We start from the raw sequence: 24,577 nt of genomic DNA on the forward strand, positions 1-24,577 counted from the left end.
CCTCCTTACAGCGCGTCGATCGGAAACATCGGCCGTTGAATTAATTTGAATGGAATATGCCGGGTATCCTGCGGCGTCGCCCCGTCCGTCAGCGCCATCACATAGCCTTGGGCTGCAGCTTTAAGTTCCGGGAAGATGTAGCCTTGCTTGACGACGGTAACCGCAAAGCGGGTCCAGTCGGCAATCCCTGCCTGTTCAAATTGAACCGCATGGCAATACGCCTGGCGATGATCAGTGACGATCACCGTAACGGGACGATCTGTCAGTTTCAGGCTGACGCAGCGGCCCATGACCGTAAATTCAGCCTGCCCCAGCGCCGCGACGCGAATCACATCGCCCTGGGCTTTGACCTCAGCGGTGAAGGAAACCGGCGCAGAGAGTTCGTCCGCGCCCATCCCCAACTGCACCTGTACGATTTCGCCCACAGCCTTTTTCTGCAGCACGGCGCATGTTTTCGGGTCGCAGATTCCGGCAAACAGCACGCTTTTTTCCAATTTTGGAAGGCTCAGAACCTGCCGCAGTAAAAATGTGTTCCAACCGGTCGCTCCGGAGGTCGTGTTGTCGCCGGAGTCGGTGATCACAAACGGTTTGCCTTCAAAATCCAGCGCCATGCGCAAAGCGGCGTCCGGCTCCGCGGTCAAGCCGGTGTAATGGAATTCATGCCGGCGCTGCCAGACGTATTCTGCCAGCTGATCGGCGATCGTTTCCGCATATTCCTGATCGGCTTCCGTCTGTGGAACGACGACCACGCCGCATCCCGCTTCCGGACAATCATGGCGCAGATAACCGACATGCCAGGATGCGCTGCGGATTCGCGGATCCTGTTCCAGCTCATCCAGATATCGGTTGATCGAGCGCACTGGCTCATCCGCGGACACCGACTGCTCGCCGCCTAAAATCAACGGCAGCTTGCGGTAAGCGGGATGGATAGGCTGCCGGTCATAAAGAAGCTCGCATAACATCGAGGCCACCCGGCGGTAAGTCTGTACCATGTCGGTGTGCGGCGACTCGCGGAAGCTGCGCAGAATCTGCAGCGAATGCACATAGGCTTCCGTCAGATTGCCATGCGGATCACAGGATACCGCGATTGGCAGATACGGCCCGGTCAGCTCGCGGATTTTCTGAATGATGTGAAAATCACCGCTGCCCAGCTCCTCGACATAGCTGGCTCCATGCAGCCACAGATAGAGACCGTCGATTTCATGAAGATGCTTTTTTACCGCGTCCAGAAACAGATTTTCAATCGTCAGAAACGTTTCCTTTTCAATCACGCCGGAAGGACCGCCGCCGGCATAAACCGCCGGAATGATCTCGATGCCGGCCTGTTCAAATACATCCCGCACCTTCATCCGTTCGATCACCTCGTCGCCGAAAGCCAGTTCATAATTCGACAGGTTGTTTTTCATCGGTATATGCGCGTTGGCTTCCGTCGTAAAATGCCCGATCAAGACTTTCATAATTCACCTCATGTCTTCTAATTTAAGAGTCCCGCCGGATCTTCCCCCAAGATAGCGGCAGACCCGGCGGATGTTTATCCTCTCCTTTTCAAAAGGGGAATGGAAGTTAACCGCTCAGATCTCGTCGATCGGATACATCGGCCGCAGAATCTGCTTATAAGTCAGCCGGCGCGTATCCTGCAGCGTCGCCCCGTCGGTCAGCGACATCACATAGAATTGAGCGGCCGCTTTGAGTTCCGGGAAGATATAGCCCTGCTTGACGACGATCACGTCATAATCGTCAAAATTCAGCCCGGCGTCAGTAAACTGATGGATTTCGCAGATCGCGTAGCGGGTCGTAGCAATCATGATGGTGATCGGTTTATCCTTAACGGCGACGCTGATCGTTTCGCCATAGACGGCACCGGGAATGTTGTGCATCATAAATCCAGTGATCGGCCCTTTTGCTTTAACGACGACATCCAGCGCCACGGCTTGAGACAGCGCGTCGTAGTCCATCCCCAGGCGGATCGACGCGGCTTCGCCGACAGCGAGCTTCTGAAGCTGATGGAAGGTCTTCGGATCGCAGATCGTAGCGAACAGCACTGACTTCTTCAAGTCTTTTTCCGCCAGCACCTGCCGTAGCACAAACGTGTTCCAGCCGGTCGCTCCGGAGGTTGTATTATCGCCGGAATCGGTGATCACAACCGGTTTGCCTTCAAAGTCCAGCGCCATCCGCAGCGCGGTTTCCGGCTCCGCCGTCAGGCCGGTGTAGTGGAATTCATGCCGGCGCTGCCAAACGTACTCCGCCAGCTGATCGGCAATCGTTTCCGCATATTCCTGATCGGCTTCGGTCTGCGGAACAACGACGATGCCGCAGCCGGCTTCCGGGCAGTCATGGCGCAGATAACCGACATGCCAGGAAGCGCTCATGATCCGCGGATCCTGTTCCAGCTCATCCATATAGCGGTTGATCGAGAGCACCGGCTCGTCCGTGGAGACCGACTGCTCGCCGCCTAAAATCAACGGCAGCTTGCGGTAAACGGCATGAATGTTCTGCCGCGAACGGATCAAGTTGATCAACATTTTGGACACGATGCGCAGCGTTTCGTTGGCGTCAGTATGCGGCGACTGGCGGTAACTGCGCAGGATCTGCAGGGCTTCAACGTATTCCTGCGTCAGATTGCCATGCGGATCGCAGGCCACCGCGATCGGCAGATACGGGCCGGTCAGCTTGCGGACCTCCTGGATGATGTGATGATCACCGCTGCCGAGGCCCTCGACTTTACTGGCGCCATGAAGCATCAGGAAAATCCCGTCGATCTCATGAAGATGTTTTCGGACTTCATTCAGCAGCGACGTTTCAATATAATCAAAGGTTTCGCGTGTGATCAGTCCCCCGCTGGCGCCGTTGGCGTAAATCGTCGGAATCATCTCAGCGTTTTCCGCTTCGTACACCTCGCTTACGTCCAGATTCTGAATGCACTGGTCGTCAAAGGCAATCACATAGTTGTCAATCCGGCAGAGCTGAGGGATATTCTCGTTGGTTTCGGAAACAAATTCACCGACTAAAATTTTCATAAAGGACTCCTTTTCCATTATTGTGACAGATTCAGAAAGAGCGGCAGGAATGAAATTCACCGCCGCCTTTCTCATTCGCTAAATTTCATCGATCGGATACATCGGCCGCTGAATCAATTTAAACGGAATATGTTTTGTGTCCTGCGGCGTTGCGCCGTCGGTCAGCGACATCACATAAAACTGCGCTTCAGCTTTGAAATCCGGGAAGATATAGCCCTGCTTCAAAACCGTGACATCATACTGACGCCAATCCAGCCCCAGATGTTCCAGCTGGTGCTTGTTGATCACGGCGTAGGACAGATTGCTGATCAGCACGTCGATCGGTGTGCCTTCGATATGCACAAGGGCACACTCCGTCATTTCCCGTTCATAGACACCGTTGGTAAATTTGCAAATTTGATTGAACTGACGAAGGGTGACGTTCAGGCTCACGCTTTCCGACAACGCATCCCGGCCGGTTCCCAATTCGATCGCGACAGTCTGGCCGACGGCCTGTTCTTTCAGCCGGGCAAACGCCTGGGGGTCGACGATCGGAGCGAACAGGAATGTTTTCTTCAAATCCGGCAGCGCCAGACATTGTCTGAGGATCGACGTGTTCCAGCCCGCAGCCCCGGAGGTCATGTTATCGCCGGAATCGGTGATCACAGCCGGTTTGCCTTCAAAGTCCAGCGCCATCCGCAGCGCGGCTTCCGGCTCCGCCGTCAGACCGGTGTAGTGGAATTCATGCCGGCGGTGCCAGACATACTCCGCCAGCTGGTCGGCAACCGTTTCCGTATACGCCTGATCGGCTTCGGTCTGCGGTACAACAACGATGCCGCAGCCGGCTTCCGGGCAGTCATGACGCAAATAGCCGACATGCCAGGAGGCGCTTAAGATCCGCGGATCCTGTTCCAGCTCATCCAGATAGCGGTTAATCGAAAGCACCGGCTCATCCGCCGACACCGACTGTTCGCCGCCTAAAATTAACGGCAGCTTGCGGTAAACCGCATGGATAGACTGGCGGTTCTGGATGAACTGACACAACATTCCTGATACTTTCCGGTAGGTGTCGACACTGTCGGTATGCGGCGACTGACGGAAACTGCGCAGAATCTGAATTGCTTCCACATACTCCCGCGTCAGATTGCCATGCGGATCACACGAAACCGCAATCGGCAGATAGGGACCGGTCAGCGCGCGGATCGCTTTCAACAGATGATGATCGCCGCTGCCGATTTCTTCGACATAACTGGCCCCGTGCAGATGCAGATAAATACCGTCCAGCTCATGCAGATGTTTCCGGATCGCTGTCAAAAAGCTGTTTTCAATCGCCTCAAATGCGTCTTTTTCCACAATCCCGGTCGCGCCGGCGTTGGCATACACCGCGGACAGGATCTCAGCTCCGGCTTGATCGAAAATCTCTTTGATATACAGTTTTTCGACCGCCTGATCCCCAAAAGCCAGATCAAACGTGCTCAAATCACTTTTTACCGGCATGTTCGCGTTGCATTCTGCATTGAACAATCCGACGAATACTTTCATGCATTTTCCTCCTTTTCTCACCTTATCCGGCGATCGCTTTTTTACTTTCCGAACGCTTGATCAAAATTGAGGTGGCAATGAAGCAGGCGGCCACGGTCACTGCCGCCGTAATCGCGGCGTACCATACCATCTGCAGACTTCCGGTTTCCGGATTGATAAACGACAGGAAGGTCAGGAAACCTGGGCAGGAAGCGGAGATGTATGTTCTTAAACCGAACAGTGCGCCGACGAATCCGCCGATCACCGTGCCGATCGCATGACCCATCAGCGCTTCCTTGAAGGAAATCAGGGAACCGTAGAAGGCCGGCTCAGTCACACCGCACAGAGCGGTAATGGCCGTGGATACGATCATGCCGCGCTTGACTTTATCCTTGCGGACAACCGCGGAATACGCGATCGCCAGCGCGACGGCGCCGACGCCGATGTTGGAAATGAAGTTCTGCGGCGCGGTGATGTTGTTGTAGCCCAGCGTCGCTAACAGCTCGATGCCCAGCGGCGATAATGCTTTGTCAACACCGAACATGACGAAGTACGGACATAACGCACACAGAATCGGCAGCGCGAAGACGCCCAGCGTATCCATTAAGAAGGTGACGAAATAACCGATGTAGGTGCTTAACCAGGTGCCTAACGGGCCGAGCCATAAGAAGGTAACCGGAACGACGATCAGCATTGTGACCACCGGTTTGACGAAGTAAATGACGGCATTCGGGATGATTTTCTTCAGATATTTATCGAGGAAGTAAATCAGCGTCGTACCTAAAATAACCGGGATGATCGTTGAGCCGTAGCTGACCTGTTCGATCGGAATGCCTAAGAAATCTGTGACGACGCCGCTCTGATACCGCGAGCAGACCAGACAGCCGCCCAGGAACATTCCCAGAATCGGCTGCAATTTCAATTTCTGCGCATAGGAATAGCCGATGTAAATCGGCAGGAATTCAAAACCGGCGTTGAAGAAGCAGGTTAACAGCTGAGCCGTGCCGCTGGAAACATCCAGCCCGAAGTAGTTGACGCAGAGCGTGCGGATGGCCAGCACCATACCGCCGACGACCAGGGCCGGCATAATCGGCATGAAGATCGGCGGGAAGAAATCGGCGATCAAATCAAGAATCGACTTTTTCTCCTTTGGAACATTGACGGCATTTTCATTCATGCCTTCCTTCCATCCGGAAACCTCTAAGAAATCGTAGTATGCATCCGGGACCTGGGGACCGATAATAATCTGAAGCTGATTAGCTTTCTTAACAATCCCCGCACATTCCGGGAGCGCCTTAATCGCGGCTTCGTTGATTTTACTGCCGTCCGCATAACTGATCCGTAATCTTGTGGCACAATGGGCAACGAACGTAATGTTGTCCAATCCCCCGACGTTTTCTAAAACCTTTTGAGAAAATTCAGCATATTTTCCCATCTCTAAATCCTCCTTTAGATTTATTTCATAACACGAATAAGGCGCGCTCTTATTCTGTTGATGACCTTGGCTGCGCGGCTAGGAACAAAGCCGATTGACGTGCAGAATCAGATAAAGCATTTCGTTTTCATCGAGCTTGGACTGAATGTTTTCTTCCAGAAACCGGGCGATTTCATCCACGCATTGATAGGTGTCGGGATATTCCTCCAACAGCTTCGCGTAGATCCGGCGGTTATCATCCGTCGTCTTTTGACCTTCCTTCAAACGCCTTAACAAATAGATCATGTGCGTTGCGAAGCGGGAATAGTTAAACGAATCGCGGTTGATCTCCAGCTTAAAATGTTTTTCAATGATCGCGGTGATCTGGCTGATCAGCGGTGAGAAGTTCACGTCTTCATCATTGCCGGCAGGCTTCACTTCGGAATTGACGATATTCATGACGAAGCCGCCCAGCTCCGACGGCGGGAGCTTGATATGTAATTCTTCCTCGATCCTTTTCATCGCGTAGTTGGAAATTTCCACTTCCCGCGGATATAAGTATTTGAAATCGGTATAGCCTTTGAAATCGAAGATCATATTCTGACCGACGCGTTCAATTGTGAATTCGATATGATCAGCCAGCGTGAATACGAAATTCTTGGAAAATTTTTTCGTCAGATGTTTCTTCGCGTAAGCTACGATCTGTTCCGACAGCTTGAGGATATTCTCCGGCATCTCGCCCATCTGTTCGATCGTATTCCGGTCGACGCCGCTGTAGATTTTTTCAACCTGCGACTTATCGGTTACATACCGCGGAATGGCGCCAAAGCCGATGCCCCGGCCGGCGACCACGACGACCTCGCCGTCTTCTTTCCGGGCTAACGCGTAGTTGTTATTGATTTTTCTGATAATTTTCATCTTCATTTACCCTTTTCTGTCATCCTCGAATTGGGGTTGACCCCGCAGTTGGTTTGCCTTGTCGTGATCGTTGAAGCGTAAATTGCATTTCAATTCCGGGCCATTTTCATGGCTTTTGGATGAGGTGAATTTCTGGCGGAACAACAAAAAAACTCTTCCTCGGCACACACAAAATAATCGCTTATTTTAGGTTATGCCTCGAAAGAGTGACAGTCCCAATATTTACTTGTTGAACATATTCTAGCAGAGGATGTAAGCGTTGTCAATGACCAACGGAAATTTTAATTTCATGCCGGATTTCCCTTTAAGACCGCAACATGTACCCTTTTCCCTTCACTTTACGGTATTCCCGGAAACAGCGAAGCATCAGTCAAACTTTCCACCACGATAGGTATCCGAATCCGCTATATTTCGAATGTCAGAATTATTGAACACATCGTCTGTTGCTTCCTCCTAGGCATTCAAACAATGCTGTCTGGCGGTGGTCATTGTTGAAAGTGATACTTGTTTTCTGTCAGTCTTGTCACATCCTTTTTAATTTTTAATATTCATCCTCAAGTAAAAAATCCGCCAAATGCACAATTTTAACACCGTTGATATTTCCGGCAGCCAGTTCGTCCAGCGTTACCACATATTTTGGGTAGTGGTCTTTAATTTCAAGGAGATTGGCAACCTCCCGATCAGATTCCTCCGGCAGTCTGCGGCACACCTGAACGTAAATCCGTTCATCACGACGTACCGCTACGAAATTGATCTCTTTTGTTTCATTTTTGCCAATATAAACATCGTAGCCTTTTCGCCGTAGTTCAAAGTAAACGATGTTTTCGAGCATGGCTGCAATAGACTTGGGGTTAAAGCCCATGATGCAGTATTTGAGAGAAGAATCGGCAAGATAAAACTTCACCTGCGTTTTCAGTACAGATTTTCCTTGTAAATCGTATCTCTGGCAGCGATAAATTACAAAAGCCTTTTCCAGCCAATTCAGATAGTTGTAAACCGCTTCAACAGACAGGGAACGACCTTCGCTTTTCAGAAACTTCACGATTGCATTCGCAGAAAAGGTTTTTCCTACATTTTCAACAATAAAGCGAACAACACGGTTGAACAAATCAAAATTCGCTATATTGTGCCGTTTTGTAATATCGCTTGTTATGACAGAGTTATAAATGCCCTCTACGATCTGATAAGCAGCACGCTCGTCAAAGCTGCTGAGTGCAACAATGGGGAAACCACCCAACCGGATATATTCATTCAAAAGTTCTCTCGTTGAAAGACCGCTTTGTTTTTTAAACTCCAAGTACTCTGCAAAAGACAAGGTATAAACCGGAATAGAAATATATCGCCCAGTCAGATAAGTTGAAATTTCGCTGGACATCAATTTCGAATTGGAGCCGGTTACATAAATATCGGTGTCGGTATTTTCAAGCAGACTGTTCACCGCTTTTTCCCAACCGTCGATTTCCTGCACTTCATCAAGAAGAAGGTAATATCGACCGCCGCTATTCATCTGCGTCTTGATGCCTTCATACATATTTTTATCCGTCATACCGTCGTCAAAATCCTCCGAGGTATAACACATGCTGATAATGTGATCTGCGGCAACGCCGTTTTTCTGCAGGTCATCCCGCAGCATTTCTAAAATAGTGGATTTTCCGCAGCGTCGGATGCCGGCCAGTATTTTTACAAGCGGTACATCACGGTAGGTTTTCAGCAGTTTCATATACTGCGATCTTATAATCATCATCTCGCCCCCTGTTTATCACGAATAGTATAGCCAAAAAACTATGTTTCAGTAAATAGTTTTTACTGAAAATCCGTAAAAATTTTAATAAAATTCGAACTTTTTGATCTTAAAACGAATTTATTTTCAATTAAGCTTCCGTAGCCAAAAAAAACCGGAAATCCTGACAAGACTTCCGGTCGTTCATAGATTGGTGTTCCCGAGGCGATTCGAACGCCCGACACCCGCCTTAGGAGGGCGGTGCTCTATCCAGCTGAGCTACGGAAACAGGACATGGCATTCGACGCTAACGACTCCTTATCCTCAGCGCTAATGCATGTCTTATTATAGCGGACTCCCCTCCGCTTTTCCAGTCCTATTTTAAACCTTCACTGCTTCCTGACCTAAAAATGAAGCAGAATTTCCCCTGCTTCGCTTGTTCCTATTTTACAGACCTTTGACCTTTTCAGCAATCTCGCTGACACAATCCGACGTGAATGGATCCTTCAATCCGCTGCTGGTCAGAGCATCGCGGTATTTGAAATTCGTTGTGAACTGGGTGATCTGGTTATAGGTGGACAACGCCTGATTCCGATCATCCAGACTCTGCGCCCAGATTTCCAGAGCGGAAATCGCCGAGGTCGCATAGCTGACATAATAGAACGGCGTTTCAAAATGGTGATGGATTTCTACCCATTCATAATACAGTTCACTGCCGGTAAACTGATAGAAAATCTCAGAATGCAGTTCGTTGACTTCTTCCAGCGTCAGATCCGGATTCGCGAAAACGGCCTGCTGGAATTCATCTTCCGCACAGCCCTGCAGAATGTTGCTGATTATGCTGTAAATCGAATAGATCTTCTGGCCTTCCGCCTGATCCGCACCGAAGAACTGATCATAATACGGCTGCATCAACAGTTCCAGCGCCTGCGAGTGAATTTCCGCAGCATCCAGATTGTTGTTATCATTCCACTTCAACTCCGGCATCAGATAGAAGTTGTAGTAATGCCCGAATTCATGGATAACCGTGTCCGGCTGACGATAATCCGAGGAATTGATAAACATGAACGGCGCGGAATATTCATTAAGAATCGTCGTATAGCCGGCGTGCATTTTATTCGGTTCCGCACTGAAATCATACAGTTTATTGCTCTGCATATAATCCAGAGCTTCGCTCATCTTGCTTGGAAATTCTTTCTGCAGCGCCGTTTTCAGGATCGGCAGCGCCGCTTCCAGATCGCCGTCGCCCGCCTGCATGCCGTTGATCGCATTCACCAGTTCATCATAATGATTGTTAATCATCTGACCAAACGCCGGCAGCATTTCCGTTCTGACTTTCTCGCTGAAATTGTGCGCGTCTTCCGGCGTATAATCGCGGCCTAAGACATCATAGGCATAATCCGTATAGTTATCATAGCCCAACTTTTCAGCGATCTGAATACGCAGGTCGCGCAGCTGCAGATAGATGCCGCCCAGTTCCGCGTTCTTCTTTTCATAAATCTCGTTGTATGCCTGAATTCCCTCATCCGTGGTCAGGTCCAGATCGTCGATTGTAACGGTCTGACCATTCAGCTCCGTGGTGTATTCAGAAGCCAGCAGCTTTGTGTACTGCGTGACCAGATCGTTTTCCTGTTCGCTCAGTTCTTCAATCTCCGGCGAATTCAGCTTGGAATTGATCTCATATCGTTCGATAAACTCTTCGCCCCAGGCTGCTTTTGCGGCTTCCTGATAGCTGGATTCCAGAATCATGCCGGTCAGCTCGTTCATCCTGTTGTCCAGACGCGTATAATAGTTATCCAGCGTTGTCATTTCTTCTTCATAGAAGGCATCGGTTGTATCAAGGTTGTAGTGAATCGTAGCCAAGGAATCCATCGTATCTAAATGCCGGATATCCTCCAGAATCTCATCATACAAGGCCAGCAGTTCGCTCTCCTTGTCCGCTTCCGCGGCCATCGCCTGACAATCGGCGATCTTCTGATCCAATCCCTCCAGATCCGGCCGGGCATACTCCATGTCGCCAAACGGATGCGGCTGATGCTCGACCGAAACGGCTTCCACCCACGGTGTCGGCGTTGCGGAAGGCGCCGGCGTAGATCCGCAGCCGCTGAGCAGCAGGCTGAAGGCCGCCAACAGCGCAAGCATAAACCTGCTCATCGAAAATTTTTCTTTCTTCATATTTCCCTTTCTACCTCCCTGCCGTTATCGGCAACGAGAATAAGTATCTTCATTATAATATGAAAAGAGGAATTCTGCACTCGAATTCCCCTTTAGTCTGTTCTGGTTTTGAATTACATGTGATACATGCGGTCGAAATACTGCACTAACAGACGATCGTTGTATTCCGGGCCGCCGTCGATGTTCTGAGATTTGAAGACTGGCGGAACGATGCCTTCTTCCAGCAGCATCTGCGCTGTGCGGTAGACACAGGCCTGAATCAGAATCGCCGTGGTGATCGCGGACATGCCGCAGATCCGGGTGTCCAGGCCTTCAACGTCGATCGAAGCGTCCCCATCCATGACGCAGTTGTCGATGACGACATCCGCCAGCTGCCACAGGTTCTTGCCGCAGGAATGCTTTGGCGTCAGGTTTTTCGAGGCTTCCAGCGAAGTGATCGCAACGACCTTCGCGCCCTTTTCATGCGCGGCCAGAGCGATTTCTACCGGCAGCGGATTGCGTCCGGAATTGGAAATCAGAACGACGACGTCATTAGGACGAACGTCAACTTTCTTCATGAAGGAAGTGCCGACGCCTTCGATTCCTTCATAAGCGCCGCTGGCTGGTTCTTTGATCTGCTTGGTCGGGATAAATCCGCCGGCTCTGAAGCACAGCTCGCTGGCCCCGGCTTGAGAATGTCCGGATCCGAATGCCTGCAGCATACCGCCGTTTTTCAGCGCATCCGCAAACAGCCGGGCTGTTTTTTCCACATTTTCTTCCTGTGTGGTTTTCAGTTTCTGAATAAGACCCTCGACGACATCGTAAACCTTGTTCTCCATCTTTCTTCCTCCTTGGGTATTTTATCCAAACAATTCGCGGTTTTATTTGGATTATTTACCCATAGATTACTGCATTCCGCTGGATCTGTCAAGCATTCCAGTTGTTTTTTGATTAACTTATTTGTAGTTATTGTTTTATTTCTGTATAATTAAATCATAAGACTAGAGGGGGAACGCCCATGTTTAAAGCTAAATTAAAAGCTGTTTATCAGGATTTAACACAATCCGAGAAACTCGTCGCTGATTACATCCTTGACCATATCGATGAAATCCGGACGATTACGTCCCATCAGCTGGCCGTCAATACGCATATCGGTCAGTCCACGATCATCCGCTTCTCGCAGAAGCTCGGCTACAACAGCTTCCGGGAACTGTTGGCGGATCTGTCGGCGATCCCGCGGCAGGATCTGGTACGGGAAGAAATTCAGGTCAACGAATCGATGAACGATACCAACCGCAAAATCATCGCGCAGTATCACGATATCATCGAGGTGACGTTTGAGAACAACAAAGAGGAAACGATCCAGCAGGCGTGTGAAATGCTGACAAGCGCGAAAAAGATTATTTTGTTCGGCATCGGAAGTTCTAACTTATTCTGCGAATATCTTGCCAATCAGCTGGTCAAGATGGGATTGTTATGCGTGACGAGCCAGACGCCGCACACGATCTACTCGCTGATCGATCAGTCGAAAAAGGATACCGTCCTGTTTCTGATCTCGGAATCCGGGGAAACCCGCGAGGTTATCAAGGCCGCTTCGATCGCCAAGGAACATGACATGCCGATCATCGCGATGACGCGGATGTCGAAGAACACGCTGCACAGCTTCGCGGATCTGATCTTAAAGACCGTTTCTTTTGAAACCGAAACCCGCCTGAACGTCACAACGATGCGCTGTTCCCAGCTGTATCTGATCGACGCGCTGTATCTGAATATCATGAAGAGTAATTTCAATAAGTTCAGCAAGATGATTGAACGGGCGGAGCTGCTTTCTGACCGCAAGCTATAATTCAACGATACACGTTCCGGCTTTCCGGCGCTTGCCTCCACAACAAATACAGAGAAATTGAAAACAGCGGTTTCTGAGGATTGCCTCAGACCGCTGCTTTTATTATGACTTCTTCAGGCTCATTCGAACTTCAGTGATTTCACCGCTGCTTCGATCTCAGCTTCATGTGCGGCATACGTTTCGCTGCTCATGATGACGACCGCGAACAACTGAGGAAGCTCTGCATCCTCCCCGCCAAAGATATAATACTCCATTCGTTCCCCGTCAGTCTCACGGAGGCAGCGGACCCCGGTCAGGCCGCTGGCGGTTTGATACGGCGTCGTTTCAAACATCGTTTCATCGACGGAAAAAGGTGAATACAGGGCAGCCATCACGGCGAACATCTGATTTTCTTCCGTATCGAACGGATAACGGACGCCGACCGTGGGACTGCCTTCTCGTTCCTCATCGCCTTCATAGCCGAGCAGCTCTATTCTTTCCCAGGTTTTTGGAACTTCCAGCGTAAATTTTACGCCGCTGTCCTCGAAGGTGTAAACCGTCAATTCCTCTTTGACTTCCCCCTCTGCTTCCGGTGTCGATGCAGGCACCTCCGGCTTTTTCTGCCCACAGCCGCCTAGTGTCAGTACCAGACTCAGGCCGAGCAGTCCGATTGCGATTTTTTTCAAAGGATTAACCTCGCTTTCTATTCACCGTTTTTATCCCGGATTGATAGTTCCATTCTAGCACAATCCTGCTTGATTGATACCGGGCTCTTCTTTAAGCTCTATCAAGGAACCAAGCTGGAAACGCCGATTTCTTAGAGGAAAGAACCGGCAGCCTTCTTTACCAGTCCATAAAAAAGGCCGGTCAGAAACGTGTCTTGACCGACCAGTTATCCAGCTCCTCAAGCTGGACTGTGCCGTTGCCTGCTTTTTTCCCGTTGATCCAGCGCACCAGCAGCTCCGCCCGCTGCCCGTCGCTGACGCGGATCAGGATCGCCCCCTGCTGCGTAGATACGCTCACGGTATGCATTCCTTTGTAGCCCGGTCGGGTTTTCTCCCACGGATTATCGTTGTGGTAGGCCTGCAGCACCTCGTCATACCGGCAGCATGTCAGCTTATCCAGACTGGCCGATAAGATCTCCTGTTCACTGAAGAACGTCGTATCGATGCAGCGGTACGGTTCATGAAGCGGATGCGCCTGCAGGAACGTCCGGATTTTCTGACGCTGCCTGAGCCAGAAAGCCATCGCGGCCAGCCAGCTGAAAACAGAAATTCCTGCCAAGATGAGCCAGAAGCTGTTTTGCGTCACCAGCGCCACAACGAAGAAGAAACAGACCAGAAACGCCGTCATACCGATATAAAAGCGGCAGCGGTCAAGATTTGCGGAATCAAACACCTGAAATACAGTCATGCTTATCCGTCTCCTTCCTGATCTTATTGTACTTCTTTTTCTTATTTAAAGAAAGGATAATTTACTCCGATTCGTCAATTTTGCATTCTTTCGCTGTTTTATCCTCCCGGAAACCTTTCAGCACCGGCTGACGCAGGGAACCGGCCGATGTTTTGTCCATATACTTGACGGTACAGACCAGCTTCGGTTTCAGCCAGACGGCATGTTCATGATTCTTCGGCGTTTCCGGAAACGGACATATTGCTGTGACCGGGAGCTTCTTTTTCAACAAGGCTTCGCTGACGCCCAGCGTGACATGTCCTTTATACACAAGCGTTTTTCCCTGGTATTGCCCCAGCACCAGACTTAACACATTGCGTTCTTTCTGAATGTAGCCGCAGACCGCGAAATCCTCATCCTTCAGATTTTTGATCTTGATCCAGGAGCTTGTCCGCCTGCCGCATTGATACAGACTGTTTTTCTCTTTGGCGACGATTCCTTCGAGGTTTTGCCGCTGTGTCCAGGCATACAGCTTTTCCCCTTCATACAGATAAACCCGCGAACAAACGGCGGTTTCACTTTCCTTAAAACCTTTTAGTTTCTCCTTGCGTTTGACTAACGGCAGTCCGGTCAGGTCTTTTCCGTTATACTCCAGGATATCGAAGACGATGAACGTCGCCAGATCGCTTTCCTGCGCCAGATGGATACGGAAGGCGCTGCGCAGCATTTCCCTGCGCTGCAGCGCGTAGAAGTCCGGCTTGCCGTCATGGAAGACGACAATCTCCCCGTCCAGGACCGCGGGTTTCGGCAGACAACGATGCAGGGTCAGCAGTTCGGGAAACTGATCGTTCAACAGTTTATCGCGCTTGTTGATCAATTCCGTATGATCCGAACAATAGGCCAGGCAGCGGGTGCCGTCCCATTTGATTTCATACAGATAGTCCTCGCTGTCAAACGCTTCCTCGCTGCGGCCGATCAACATCGGAGCATAGCCGTGCTGATCAAACAGATCGCTCATGATAAGCTTTTCCCGGTCCGTTTACGCGTCGTCCTGACCTTGGCCGTACCGGCAGTGGTCTGCTTCAGGCTCTGGCTCAGAGCTTCCATCAGATCCACAGCCTGAACGCTCTGTTTTTCCTTCACCTTCACGATTTCCTGACCATGGATTTTCCGTTCGATCAAATTGCGCAGCCGTTCCTGATACTCGTCGTGATAATCCGCAATGTCAAACGGACCGCTGAGCTGATCGATCAGCTGCTTCGCCATCGTAACTTCCGACTTGGCCAGCTTGCTTGCGGTTTTGGCCGGCGCCGTGACGATCTCATCCTCAAAATACAGCGAGGTTACGCGCATCCCATCCTCCACCGCCCGGATCAGCAGCAGCGCTTCCTTAGTTCCCAGCACCGTACGGGCCACCGCCGCTTTCTTAGTTGCAAGCATCGCTTCCCGCAGCAGATCAAACGCCTTCTGTCCTTGCTTATCCGGCTGGGCATAATAGTTTTTCTCAAAGTAAATCGGATCCACTTCCGCCTCTTTGACAAATTTTAAAATTTGGATCGTCTTGTCCTTCTCTGTCTGGATTTTTTCTAAATCCTCGCCGCTGATGATGACATATTTATCTTTTTCATATTCATAGCCTTTGACAATTTCATCCTGTTTGATTTCCTTATTGCAGGAAGGACAGAATTTTTTATAGCGGATTCGTTCACCGGTTTTCTTACACAGCTGATTAAAGCTCAGATCATGCTCCCGCACTGCTACCTGCAGCTGAATCGGAATATGCACCAGACCAAACGATATCGCGCCCTTATGCGCGCTCGGCATCGCGATCACCCCATTTCAGGGATAGTATGGATGGTTTAAGATTAAATCATTACGCGGATCGTTGGCAGAGCTTCCAATTCCTAACCGATGCTGAAGGGGAGGCGAAAACATAAAAACAGTACGGTGTTTTCACTCTTTTCCCGCATCCAATCCTGATTTTCATCAAAACAGCGGCCCTTTTTGCAGGACCGCCGCTTCGTTGCTTTGTTTCTCATTTAACTCAACCATCTCAGCGGATGCTTCACATGTCTTAACTTACGCTGATAATCCGCAGAAAAGATTTCGCTTAAAACGATGAACTTTATTCTTCCAGAATCCGATAGAAGCCTTCAATGGCGACGTAATTCCCGGTTTTCTCCATCACCAGACAATAACGCTGTTTTCCAGCGGCGAGCTGCGTGCAGTCCGGATCCTCGGTGTCTACCTCGATCAACGCCGCCGATTCCTTCCCCGCCATGGCGATCTCCAGGACTTCCGCCGACTTGATTTTCACGCTTTCCCACAAATCGAAGCCGGTTTCACTGCACGGCGTGGTTCTTGGAAAAAGCGACAGGAGATCAAAGTAATCTGTTTCTGTCAGCGCAGTCACAAAGGCTTCGATGAGTTCTGATTCTCCGCCCAACATCACAGAAGCCTGGTTCTTGCATTCCGGCTTTTCCCGCAGCGTGTCGATCTTTAACCCGTCAGACTCCGCCAGTGTGATCCAATATTGTGAATACAACAGCTGATCGCAATCCAGCCAGGTTAAATCAAGTTTGACAATGCCGTCGGCTTGATAATGAATCGCATATTCCTGAATTTTCGGCATCGCCGGTATAAATTCAACCTGATCTTCTTCCCGGGCTAATAAGGTATTAACCAAATCGGCGTCGCGGTCGTTGATCGATTTGACCAGCTGCTCGATCAGGTGGATCAACGCCGGTTCATCAGGATAGGGAATTTCATCCGTCACCGTCAACGAACAACCCGCGGCCGGATCCGAAATGGAAATCCGTTCCAACTGATTTTCATCTTCAAGATTCACTTCTAAATCATCAAAAACAAAGGTTGGACGGGATTGGGCTGATGGAGTCGCGGTCGGCTCAGCTTCCTTGATTTCAGGCGTCCGCTCCAGCTCCGGCGTCGGTGTTGGTTTTATTTCCTTATTTTCATTCGATCTTACCCAACCGGGAATGACTGTGACGATGACAATTATTCCTACTAACCCCAAACCGGCCGCAATCATTTTCTTATTCATTTTCTTCTCCTCTGAGGATTCACACTTTCCTTTCGATAACGGCCTGTTTTATCTCTGTTGCGATGACCACGCTTTAGGATTTTCTCAGGTTCGTATTTGCTTCCTTATTTTGTAACTTTGCTTGTTTTCAGCCGTCAATCTCTTTATACTTTAATTATAGTGGAACTACCGGATCTTTCCAGTTAGAATCAAAGAAAGAACACCGAAGAGGAGGCTTTTTATGAAAAGCGTTAAAGCTTATTTTCAGTATCTGTTGTTTGTCGATCGGCGGCAGCCGGTGATCACCCTGGGCGACCGGGATTATACCGGCAGCGATGCGCTGCTGGACGAACGGATCAAAACGCGCCGGCAGCTGTATGCCTTTCGTTTGTTTTATCTGGTTGTTGTCGTCAGTCTGATGATTTATGTTTTCCACCTTTCGTCCTTTGCCGCCATACTCTCGTTAATCCCGGCAGATCTGATTTTCCTGGTTTTTAAAATGCCGGCTGATTTTCTTGATCAGCTGGTTCCCGCGGACGCTGCGGATTCCTCGCAGACATCCATGCCTAAGCTGAATTAATCCTGCAGATATTTCTTATCTCAACCCGCTAAGGAGTTCAGTCCGGCAGCATTCTAAAGAAAGGTAAAATGTGCTGATTCCCATGGGGAAAGAGCACTTTTTTCTGATCCTCCGCAAACAAGTGATATTCTCACATGAAAACAGGGCCGCAATCAGCGGCCCAGCGTGTTTTCGATCTTTTCAGCGATCGCTTCTTTTTTATCGTTAATCGCCTTCTTTGTACGGTTGCGGGTCTGATCCACCCAGGCGCGGAATTCATTGGAGAATTCCGGATTGACCTGATAAGGGAAAGCCTTGTTCAGACGGGAACGGATTTTAAACGTCCGCTTCGGCATCAGATCGATCCGGCTGACCATCTTATCAATGATCGCCGACAGCTGTTCATCAGCGTCCGTCGAATCCATCACTGCCTGAATCCGCTCGTAAAACGGCACGTCCTCGCCTACCTGACCGACGTTCTTCATCACTTCACGCAGCTCCTGCATACACTTTTCCAGCTCGACAAATTCTTTGTTTCGCCGCAGCAGCGCATGCACGGTTTTGAACACATCAGTGGAGAAATAGATCAGCAGCGCGGCATTGATCACCCACAGCAGCGACAACGGAATCCGCTGGACGGCGCTGAGGATCGGCGGGTGAATGACGTAGACCACAAACAGGCACATCAGGCCGAACAGCGTCGAATTCAACAGGCAGATCCGGCCGTTGAGATTAAAACGATACCGGGAATAATCCCACCACCGGGTATGAAACATTTTCTCCATCACATAACTGGTCAGATATTCCAAAGCGCTGGTAATCACAACACCCCAGAGAAAAACCATGCCGAACGAATCAGCCACCGGTTCCAGCAGCGTCAGTACAAAAACGCCGCCAAAGCCGTAAATCGGGCAGTAAGGGCCGGCTAAAAAGCCGCGGTTAATCCATTTCCGCTGCCCGATAGAACAATAAATACACTCGCAGACCCAGCCTAAAAAGCTGTAAATAAAAAACAAGATTATCGCTTGTGCCGGAGTTTCGATCATAATACCCCTCCTGTTTCGTGATTATTCTACGCCGTTCGTCTGATTTTCAGTCGCTTTCCAGTTCGATTTCTACAAAGTCCAGGCTTATGCCTGTACCTCATTATACACGCTGCGGCTTTTCCTCACAACTGCCGGTTTTCTTACAATCTTGACATTGTGTCCAAAATCGGGTTTAATAAAAGACAGGGAATGATTTCTCCCCTGGCAATCCGCCTAAACCGCTGTTTCAGCTGATGACTTCTATGTGTTTTTCGCATAGGTCGTCAGCTTTTTTTGTGGATTATCGCTGGAAAGCAGGAGAAATCAAAGGAGGAGAAGGACATGTTGACCAGTCTTGCATTGTTGTTTTTAGTGGGAATTTTGTTCAGCCAGATCCTGGAGCAGCTGCGGCTGCCAGGGTTACTGGGAATGATTTTAACCGGAATTTTATTAGGCCCGTATGGCTTAAACTGGTTATCTGACAGCTTGATGAATATAGCGGCGGAGCTGCGGCAGCTGGCGTTGGTGCTGATTCTTCTGCGCGCCGGACTGGCGCTGGATTTGAACGATTTAAAACGGGTGGGCCGGCCGGCGATCCTGCTTTGCTTTGTCCCGGCCGCGGTGGAAATTCTCGGTTATGTTCTGCTGGGGCCAAGACTGCTGGGGTTATCCGTGGTGGAATGCGCGGTCATGGGTGCGGTGATCGCGGCGGTTTCCCCGGCGGTGATCGTGCCGCGGATGTTGAAGCTGATGGAGGAAAAGCGCGGAACGGATCAATCCATTCCGCAGATGATCATGGCCGGCGCTTCGGCCGACGACGTGTTTGTCATCGTGTTGTTTTCCAGCTTTCTGACTTTGGCGCAAGGGGGAAAGATGACGGCCGCCTCGCTGCTTCCCGTCCCGGTTTCCATCATCACAGGCGTGCTGACCGGGGCCTTGATCGGGCTGATGCTGTGCTGGTTTTTCCGCAGCGTGCATCTGCGCGATTCCATCAAGGTGTTAATCCTGATGAGCGCGGCATTTCTGTTATTGGAAGCGGAAACGCAGCTGAAAGCGATCCTTCCGTTTTCCGGATTATTGGCGGTGATGGCGATGGGGATCGCGATTTACAGCCGGTATCTCGTTTTAGCCCAACGGCTGTCGCAGAAGTTTTCACGGCTGTGGGTCGGCGCAGAAATGATGTTGTTTGTGCTGGTCGGCGCGGTCGTCAATCCTGCCTATCTGTTCAAGGCGGGCGGGCCGCTGATGCTTTTGATCTTGACGGCGCTGCTCTGCCGGATGGCGGCCGTGGCGGTCTGTCTGATCAAAACTCCGTTAACCCGGAAAGAACGGCTTTTCTGCATGATCGCCTATTCTCCGAAAGCGACCGTCCAGGCTGCGATCGGCGCGGTTCCGCTGAGCCTGGGCTTGGCCTGCGGCGAGCTTGTCTTAAGCGCGGCGGTGATGGCAATTCTGATCACAGCGCCGTTGGGCGCGCTGGGGATCGATCTGACTTACCGGCAATGGCTGAAAAAAGCAGAGCCGTTGCCCGCTGAGGCAGAATCTTGAATTGATATCGAAGACGAACGAAGAATGTTCGTCTTTTTTGTGTGTAAAATTTTTTACAGAGGAACTTTGTATTCTTGAAATTCAGCTCGTTGAGCGGAATCCGGAATCTGGTTTTTCCTCTTCATCGCGCTTATCCCGGCACGTTCAAATTCATTGTTTTCCGGCATTTTCACGGAAAATTCAAAGAGCACTCCCGATCGCATTGAACGCGATGATTTCACAGAAGCGCCTGGTTGGGCATGTTTCTTTCCTTTCTGATTTTATCGGTCTTTTTTCTGATGTCAGCGGTTTCATTCTGCGCTTGCATGCGCTGGAAGATTATGCCACAATTATCTTATAGGGAGGATGAAACATCATGAATGAACAGGAAATCCGTGAACAGATCTGCGACGTTTGTCACAAAATGTGGCAGCAGGGCTGGGTTGCGGCCAACGACGGCAATGTGTCCGTCAAGATCGGCGAGGATCTGTATTTAGCGACGCCGACCGGCATCTCCAAGAGCTTTATCACACCGGAAAAGCTGATTAAAATCAATGGTAAAGGCGAGGTGCTGGAAGCATTAGAAGGCTACCGGCCGAGCAGCGAAATCAAGATGCACCTGCGCTGTTATCAGGAACGTGAGGATGTCGGCGCTGTGGTTCACGCGCATCCGGCCACCGCGACCGGGTTTGCCTGCGCGCATGTGCCGATGGATGATTACGCGATGATTGAATCGGTCATTGCGATCGGCTCGGTTCCGATCGCGCCGTACGGTACACCCTCGACGGATGAAGTTCCGGAAGGCATCGCGCCGTTTTTGAAGGAACACGACGTCATCTTATTGGAAAACCATGGCGCGCTGACGGTCGGCTGCGATCTGATCACCGCATATTACCGCATGGAGACGCTGGAGCTGACAGCCAAAATCATGTTGAACGCCCGGCTGTTAGGCGGGGTCAAGGACATTTCGCGGGAAAACATCGACCGGCTGGTCACGATGCGCGACACGACGTATCACGTCACCGGAAAACATCCGGGCTATAAGAAATATTCCGGGAAATAGCGATGGAACCGTGCGTACTTGCGATTGACTTAGGCGCCAGCAGCGGCCGTGTGATCGCCGCGCTGAGTGATGGAAAGACGCTGCGTTGTCATGAGATCCACCGGTTTGCCAACGAGCCGGTGGCCTGCTGCGGTTCGCTGTACTGGGACGTCTTATTCTTGTTTAATCAAATCAAAAAAGGCATTGCCCTTGCCGCACAGCGCTACGAGGTAAAATCACTGGCAATCGACACCTGGGGTGTGGATTTCGGCCTGCTGGATAAAAGCGGCAGGCTGATTGAAAATCCAGTCTGTTACCGCGATGAGCGGACCCGCGGAATCCTGGATGTGTTAAGTGAAACCATTTCGATGCCGGAGCTGTTTGCCCAGACCGGCAACACGCCGGATGAAATCAACACGCTGATGCAGCTGGCAGCCTTGAAAAACCAGCGGCCGGAAGTGCTGGAACGGGCGCATCGGCTGTTGTTCATGCCGGATCTGATCGGGTATTTCCTGACGGGAAAGCAGGCGTGCGAGTTCACGATCGCCTCGACCTCACAATGTCTCAATCCGGAGCGTACCGGCATTCATACAAAGCTGCTTGAGCGGTTAGGACTGCGGCCGGATTTATTTGCGACGCTGCGCTATCCGGGCGAGGTATTGGGAACGTTAAAACCGGAAATTGCCGCGGAGTGCGGCTGCGGAGAGATCGACGTCCTGTTGTGCGGAGCGCACGATACGGCCAGTGCGATCTACGCGCTGCCGACGGAGGAAGACCATCCGTTATTCTTAAGCTGCGGGACCTGGGCGATCACGGGTCAGATTCTCGATCAGCCGGTGATTACCGAAGCCAGCGCCCGGCTGGGCGTTTCCAACGAAGGCAGCCCCGGCGGCAAGACCCGGCTGGTGCGCAACCTGACCGGGCTGTGGATCATCCAGCAATGCAAGGCCGAGCTGGAACGCCAGGGAACGATCCTGACCTACGATGAAATTGAAGCGATGATGGACCCAGCTCAGAGCTACGGCGGCCTGATCGATACCCAGGCTCCGACCTTCCGCGAGTTCGGCCAGACGATTGAACGGATTCACAGCTATCTGAAAGCGACCGGCCAGCCGCTGCCGCAGACGCATGGCGAGCTGTTCTGGTGCGTTTACCAGAGCCTGGCCGCGCAGATGAAGCTGGCGTTCGACGAGCTGGAAGCCCTGACAGGACAGCCTTCAGACACGCTGTATATGGTTGGAGGCGGCTGTCAGTCCGCCACGCTGCGCCAGAAGATCGCCGACGCTACCGGAAAGCGCGTCATTGCCGGACCGGTCGAGGCCACGGCGCTGGGCAACATCGCCGTGCAGCTGATTGCGGAAGGTTTGGCAACGGATCATGCGCAGATCACCGCGCTGATTCAGAACAGTGAGAAAATCATGACGGCTGTTCCGCAGACCTCCATGACTTCCCAAATCGTCCGACTGAAACAATTGAAAACTCAGGCGTTGGATTACGAAGTTGCCTGATCAGAACTACCTATTAAAATAGGAAATAAGAAAACAGAAAAAGGAGAACAAACAGAGATGGAATTAAGCAAATGCAAGATTGGAATCCGTCCGACCATTGACGGCCGCTGGGGCGGCATCCGCGAAGGTCTCGAAGAACAGACGATGGGCATGGCCAAAGCCGCTAAAGCTTTGATTGAAGCCAACCTGACGTATTCCGACGGCACGCCGGTGCAGGTCGTGATCGCTGACTCAACGATCGGCGGCGGCCGGGAAGCGGCGCTGTGCGCGGATAAGTTCGGCCGTGAAAACGTCTGCGGCACCCTGTCCGTTACGCCGTGCTGGTGCTACGGTTCAGAAACAATGGACCTCGATCCGACAACCGTCAAGGCCGTCTGGGGCTTCAATGGCACCGAACGGCCGGGCGCGGTGTATCTGGCGGCGGTCATGGCGGCCCATGCCCAGAAGGGACTGCCGGCCTTCTCCATTTATGGTCATGACGTGCAGGATGCCGACGACCGTTCGATTCCGGCCGACGTTCAGGAAAAGATTCTGCGCTTCGCCCGCTGCGCCATTGCGGTCGGCGAAATGCGCAACAAAGCTTATGTCAACATCGGTGCGATTGCGATGGGCATCATGGGCAGCTGCTGCGACCCGGATTTCTTCCAGAAGTATTTAGGCATCCGTGCGGAATGGGTGGATATGTCCGAAATCATCCGCCGCGTCAATCTGGAAATCTACGATCATGAAGAATACGAACGGGCTTACGCCTGGGTTAAGGCCAACTGTCCGGAAGGCTTCGATAAGAACGCCAAGCCGTACAGCGCCGAGGATAAGGAAAAGCAGTGGCAGTTCGTCACGAAGATGACAATGATCATCCGCGACATCATGCTGGGCAACGACAAGCTGAACGCCATCGGCCGGCATGAGGAAGCGATCGGCCGCAACGCGATCGCGGGCGGCTTCCAGGGCCAGCGCATGTGGACCGACTACATGCCGAACGGCGACTTTGCCGAAGCGATTACCAATTCCTCGTTCAACTGGAATGGTAAGAAAGAACCACTGGTACTGGCTACCGAAAACGATACGCTCAACGGCGTCGCAATGTTGTTTGAAAAGCTGCTGAACCACCGCGCTTCCATCTTCGCAGACGTACGCACCTACTGGAGTCCGGAAGCGGTTGAACGGGTTGTCGGACGCAAACCGGAAGGCCGGGCGGCCAACGGCTTTATCCATCTGATCAACTCCGGTGCGGCGGCGCTGGACGCCACCGGCTGCGCGAAAGATGAAAACGGCCAGGGCGTCATGAAAACCTGGTGGGAAATGACCGACGCGGACATCGACGCGTGTCTGAAAGCGACCGACTGGTGTCCGGCGGATCTCGGCTACTTCCGCGGCGGCGGCTTCTCCTCCCATTTCCGCACCCACGCGGAAATGCCGGTCACGATGGTCCGGATGAATCTGGTTCAGGGCATCGGCCCGGTCATGCAGATCGCCGAGGGCTGGACGGTCGTTCTGGACGATGAAATGCACAAGATTCTCGATCAGCGCACCGATCCGACGTGGCCGACAACCTGGTTCGTTCCGCGCTTAGACGAAGCCAATCCGGCGTTTAAGGACGTTTATTCCGTCATGGCCAACTGGGGCGCCAACCACGGCACCTTCACTTATGGTCATATCGGCAAGGATCTGATCACACTGGCAAGCATGCTGCGGATTCCGGTTTCGATGCACAATCTGAGCGACGACGATCTGTTCCGTCCACACAGCTGGGCGGCTTTCGGAACAAAGGATCTGGAAGGCGCTGACTACCGAGCCTGCGCGGCTTACGGTCCGCTGTATAAATAACTACAACCTTTCTTATATCCAATAACGTTCAAAGACAATTAAAGATACAACTAAATAAAGGGGCTGTGACAAATCAGGAAAATAAGAAGAAGCGATAAGCTCACAGCCA

20 protein-coding genes, 1 tRNA gene and 1 riboswitch are annotated in these 24,577 nt (G+C 51.3%); of the genes, 6 read left to right on the forward strand and 15 right to left on the reverse strand.

Annotated elements, in window-relative coordinates; all coding sequences use genetic code 11:
• Positions 1-5: 5 nt before the first annotated feature.
• The 9 genes from DWY25_RS16560 to DWY25_RS16600 form a co-directional block, all read right to left on the reverse strand.
• Complete coding sequence (locus tag DWY25_RS16560) at positions 6-1,457, reverse strand: M81 family metallopeptidase (protein WP_117896169.1); 1,452 nt, start codon at positions 1,455-1,457, stop codon at positions 6-8.
• A 114-nt stretch (positions 1,458-1,571) separates the two neighbouring features.
• Complete coding sequence (locus DWY25_RS16565) at positions 1,572-3,017, reverse strand: M81 family metallopeptidase (protein ID WP_117896170.1); 1,446 nt, start codon at positions 3,015-3,017, stop codon at positions 1,572-1,574.
• A gap of 78 nt (positions 3,018-3,095) precedes the next feature.
• Positions 3,096-4,538 carry a M81 family metallopeptidase gene (locus tag DWY25_RS16570; RefSeq protein WP_117896171.1) on the reverse strand — a complete coding sequence of 481 codons (1,443 nt, stop codon included), beginning with the start codon at positions 4,536-4,538 and terminating at the stop codon, positions 3,096-3,098.
• A 22-nt stretch (positions 4,539-4,560) separates the two neighbouring features.
• Positions 4,561-5,952: a PTS transporter subunit EIIC gene (locus DWY25_RS16575; protein WP_117896172.1), complete on the reverse strand. Its 1,392-nt coding sequence runs from the start codon at positions 5,950-5,952 to the stop codon at positions 4,561-4,563.
• A 78-nt stretch (positions 5,953-6,030) separates the two neighbouring features.
• A complete protein-coding gene (locus tag DWY25_RS16580; RefSeq protein WP_181981885.1) occupies positions 6,031-6,849 on the reverse strand; it encodes a PRD domain-containing protein in 819 nt (272 codons plus the stop codon).
• Positions 6,850-7,390: 541 nt separating this feature from the next.
• Complete coding sequence (locus DWY25_RS16585) at positions 7,391-8,590, reverse strand: ATP-binding protein (protein ID WP_117896174.1); 1,200 nt, start codon at positions 8,588-8,590, stop codon at positions 7,391-7,393.
• Between the two features lie 191 nt (positions 8,591-8,781).
• Positions 8,782-8,858, reverse strand: a tRNA-Arg gene (locus DWY25_RS16590).
• A gap of 158 nt (positions 8,859-9,016) precedes the next feature.
• Positions 9,017-10,744, reverse strand: a complete 1,728-nt coding sequence (locus DWY25_RS16595; RefSeq protein WP_220412973.1) for a gluzincin family metallopeptidase — start codon at positions 10,742-10,744, stop codon at positions 9,017-9,019.
• Positions 10,745-10,857: 113 nt separating this feature from the next.
• On the reverse strand, positions 10,858-11,562 hold the full coding sequence (locus DWY25_RS16600; protein WP_117896175.1) for a sugar isomerase domain-containing protein: 705 nt from the start codon (positions 11,560-11,562) through the stop codon (positions 10,858-10,860).
• A 179-nt stretch (positions 11,563-11,741) separates the two neighbouring features.
• Here DWY25_RS16600 and DWY25_RS16605 point away from each other — a divergent pair, with 179 nt between their 5' ends.
• A complete protein-coding gene (locus tag DWY25_RS16605) occupies positions 11,742-12,569 on the forward strand; it encodes a MurR/RpiR family transcriptional regulator (RefSeq protein ID WP_117896176.1) in 828 nt (275 codons plus the stop codon).
• 119 nt (positions 12,570-12,688) lie between these two features.
• Here DWY25_RS16605 and DWY25_RS16610 read toward each other — a convergent pair whose 3' ends face one another.
• The 5 genes from DWY25_RS16610 to DWY25_RS16630 all read right to left on the reverse strand — a co-directional run bounded on the left by DWY25_RS16610 (position 12,689) and on the right by DWY25_RS16630 (position 17,001).
• Positions 12,689-13,234: a hypothetical protein gene (locus DWY25_RS16610; RefSeq protein ID WP_117896177.1), complete on the reverse strand. Its 546-nt coding sequence runs from the start codon at positions 13,232-13,234 to the stop codon at positions 12,689-12,691.
• A gap of 181 nt (positions 13,235-13,415) precedes the next feature.
• Positions 13,416-13,961: a hypothetical protein gene (locus DWY25_RS16615; protein WP_117896178.1), complete on the reverse strand. Its 546-nt coding sequence runs from the start codon at positions 13,959-13,961 to the stop codon at positions 13,416-13,418.
• 61 nt (positions 13,962-14,022) lie between these two features.
• Entirely contained in the window at positions 14,023-14,958 is a 936-nt protein-coding gene (gene ligD / locus DWY25_RS16620; protein ID WP_117896179.1) for a non-homologous end-joining DNA ligase, read from the reverse strand.
• On the reverse strand, positions 14,955-15,764 hold the full coding sequence (ku, locus tag DWY25_RS16625; protein ID WP_117896180.1) for a non-homologous end joining protein Ku: 810 nt from the start codon (positions 15,762-15,764) through the stop codon (positions 14,955-14,957). Before ku ends, ligD begins: the two co-directional genes overlap by 4 nt.
• Positions 15,765-16,065: 301 nt before the next feature.
• Positions 16,066-17,001 (reverse strand): hypothetical protein, encoded by a 936-nt coding sequence (locus tag DWY25_RS16630; RefSeq protein WP_117896181.1) that lies wholly within the window; start codon positions 16,999-17,001, stop codon positions 16,066-16,068.
• Between the two features lie 220 nt (positions 17,002-17,221).
• On the opposite strand from DWY25_RS16630, the gene DWY25_RS16635 reads away from it, so the two are divergent.
• Complete coding sequence (locus DWY25_RS16635; RefSeq protein WP_117896182.1) at positions 17,222-17,560, forward strand: hypothetical protein; 339 nt, start codon at positions 17,222-17,224, stop codon at positions 17,558-17,560.
• Positions 17,561-17,712: 152 nt separating this feature from the next.
• On the opposite strand, the gene DWY25_RS16640 is transcribed toward DWY25_RS16635, so the two are convergent.
• Complete coding sequence (locus tag DWY25_RS16640) at positions 17,713-18,585, reverse strand: putative ABC transporter permease (protein WP_117896183.1); 873 nt, start codon at positions 18,583-18,585, stop codon at positions 17,713-17,715.
• Between the two features lie 176 nt (positions 18,586-18,761).
• Positions 18,762-18,835, forward strand: a riboswitch (Fluoride riboswitch).
• A gap of 71 nt (positions 18,836-18,906) precedes the next feature.
• On the opposite strand from DWY25_RS16640, the gene DWY25_RS16645 reads away from it, so the two are divergent.
• From DWY25_RS16645 to DWY25_RS16665, 4 genes are all read left to right on the forward strand, one after another.
• The gene (locus tag DWY25_RS16645; protein ID WP_181981886.1) at positions 18,907-20,112 is read left to right on the forward strand and encodes a cation:proton antiporter; all 1,206 of its coding nucleotides are present in this window, start codon (positions 18,907-18,909) and stop codon (positions 20,110-20,112) included.
• Positions 20,113-20,467: 355 nt separating this feature from the next.
• Complete coding sequence (locus DWY25_RS16655; RefSeq protein ID WP_006059654.1) at positions 20,468-21,154, forward strand: class II aldolase/adducin family protein; 687 nt, start codon at positions 20,468-20,470, stop codon at positions 21,152-21,154.
• 2 nt (positions 21,155-21,156) lie between these two features.
• Positions 21,157-22,641, forward strand: coding sequence for a rhamnulokinase (locus DWY25_RS16660; RefSeq protein WP_117896186.1), 1,485 nt, complete (start codon positions 21,157-21,159; stop codon positions 22,639-22,641).
• Positions 22,642-22,698: 57 nt separating this feature from the next.
• A complete protein-coding gene (locus DWY25_RS16665) occupies positions 22,699-24,468 on the forward strand; it encodes an L-fucose isomerase (protein ID WP_117896187.1) in 1,770 nt (589 codons plus the stop codon).
• Positions 24,469-24,577: the final 109 nt, after the last annotated feature.

It is taken from the genome of Holdemania filiformis (genome assembly GCF_003459085.1).
Classification (GTDB): domain Bacteria; phylum Bacillota_I; class Bacilli_A; order Erysipelotrichales; family Erysipelotrichaceae; genus Holdemania; species Holdemania filiformis.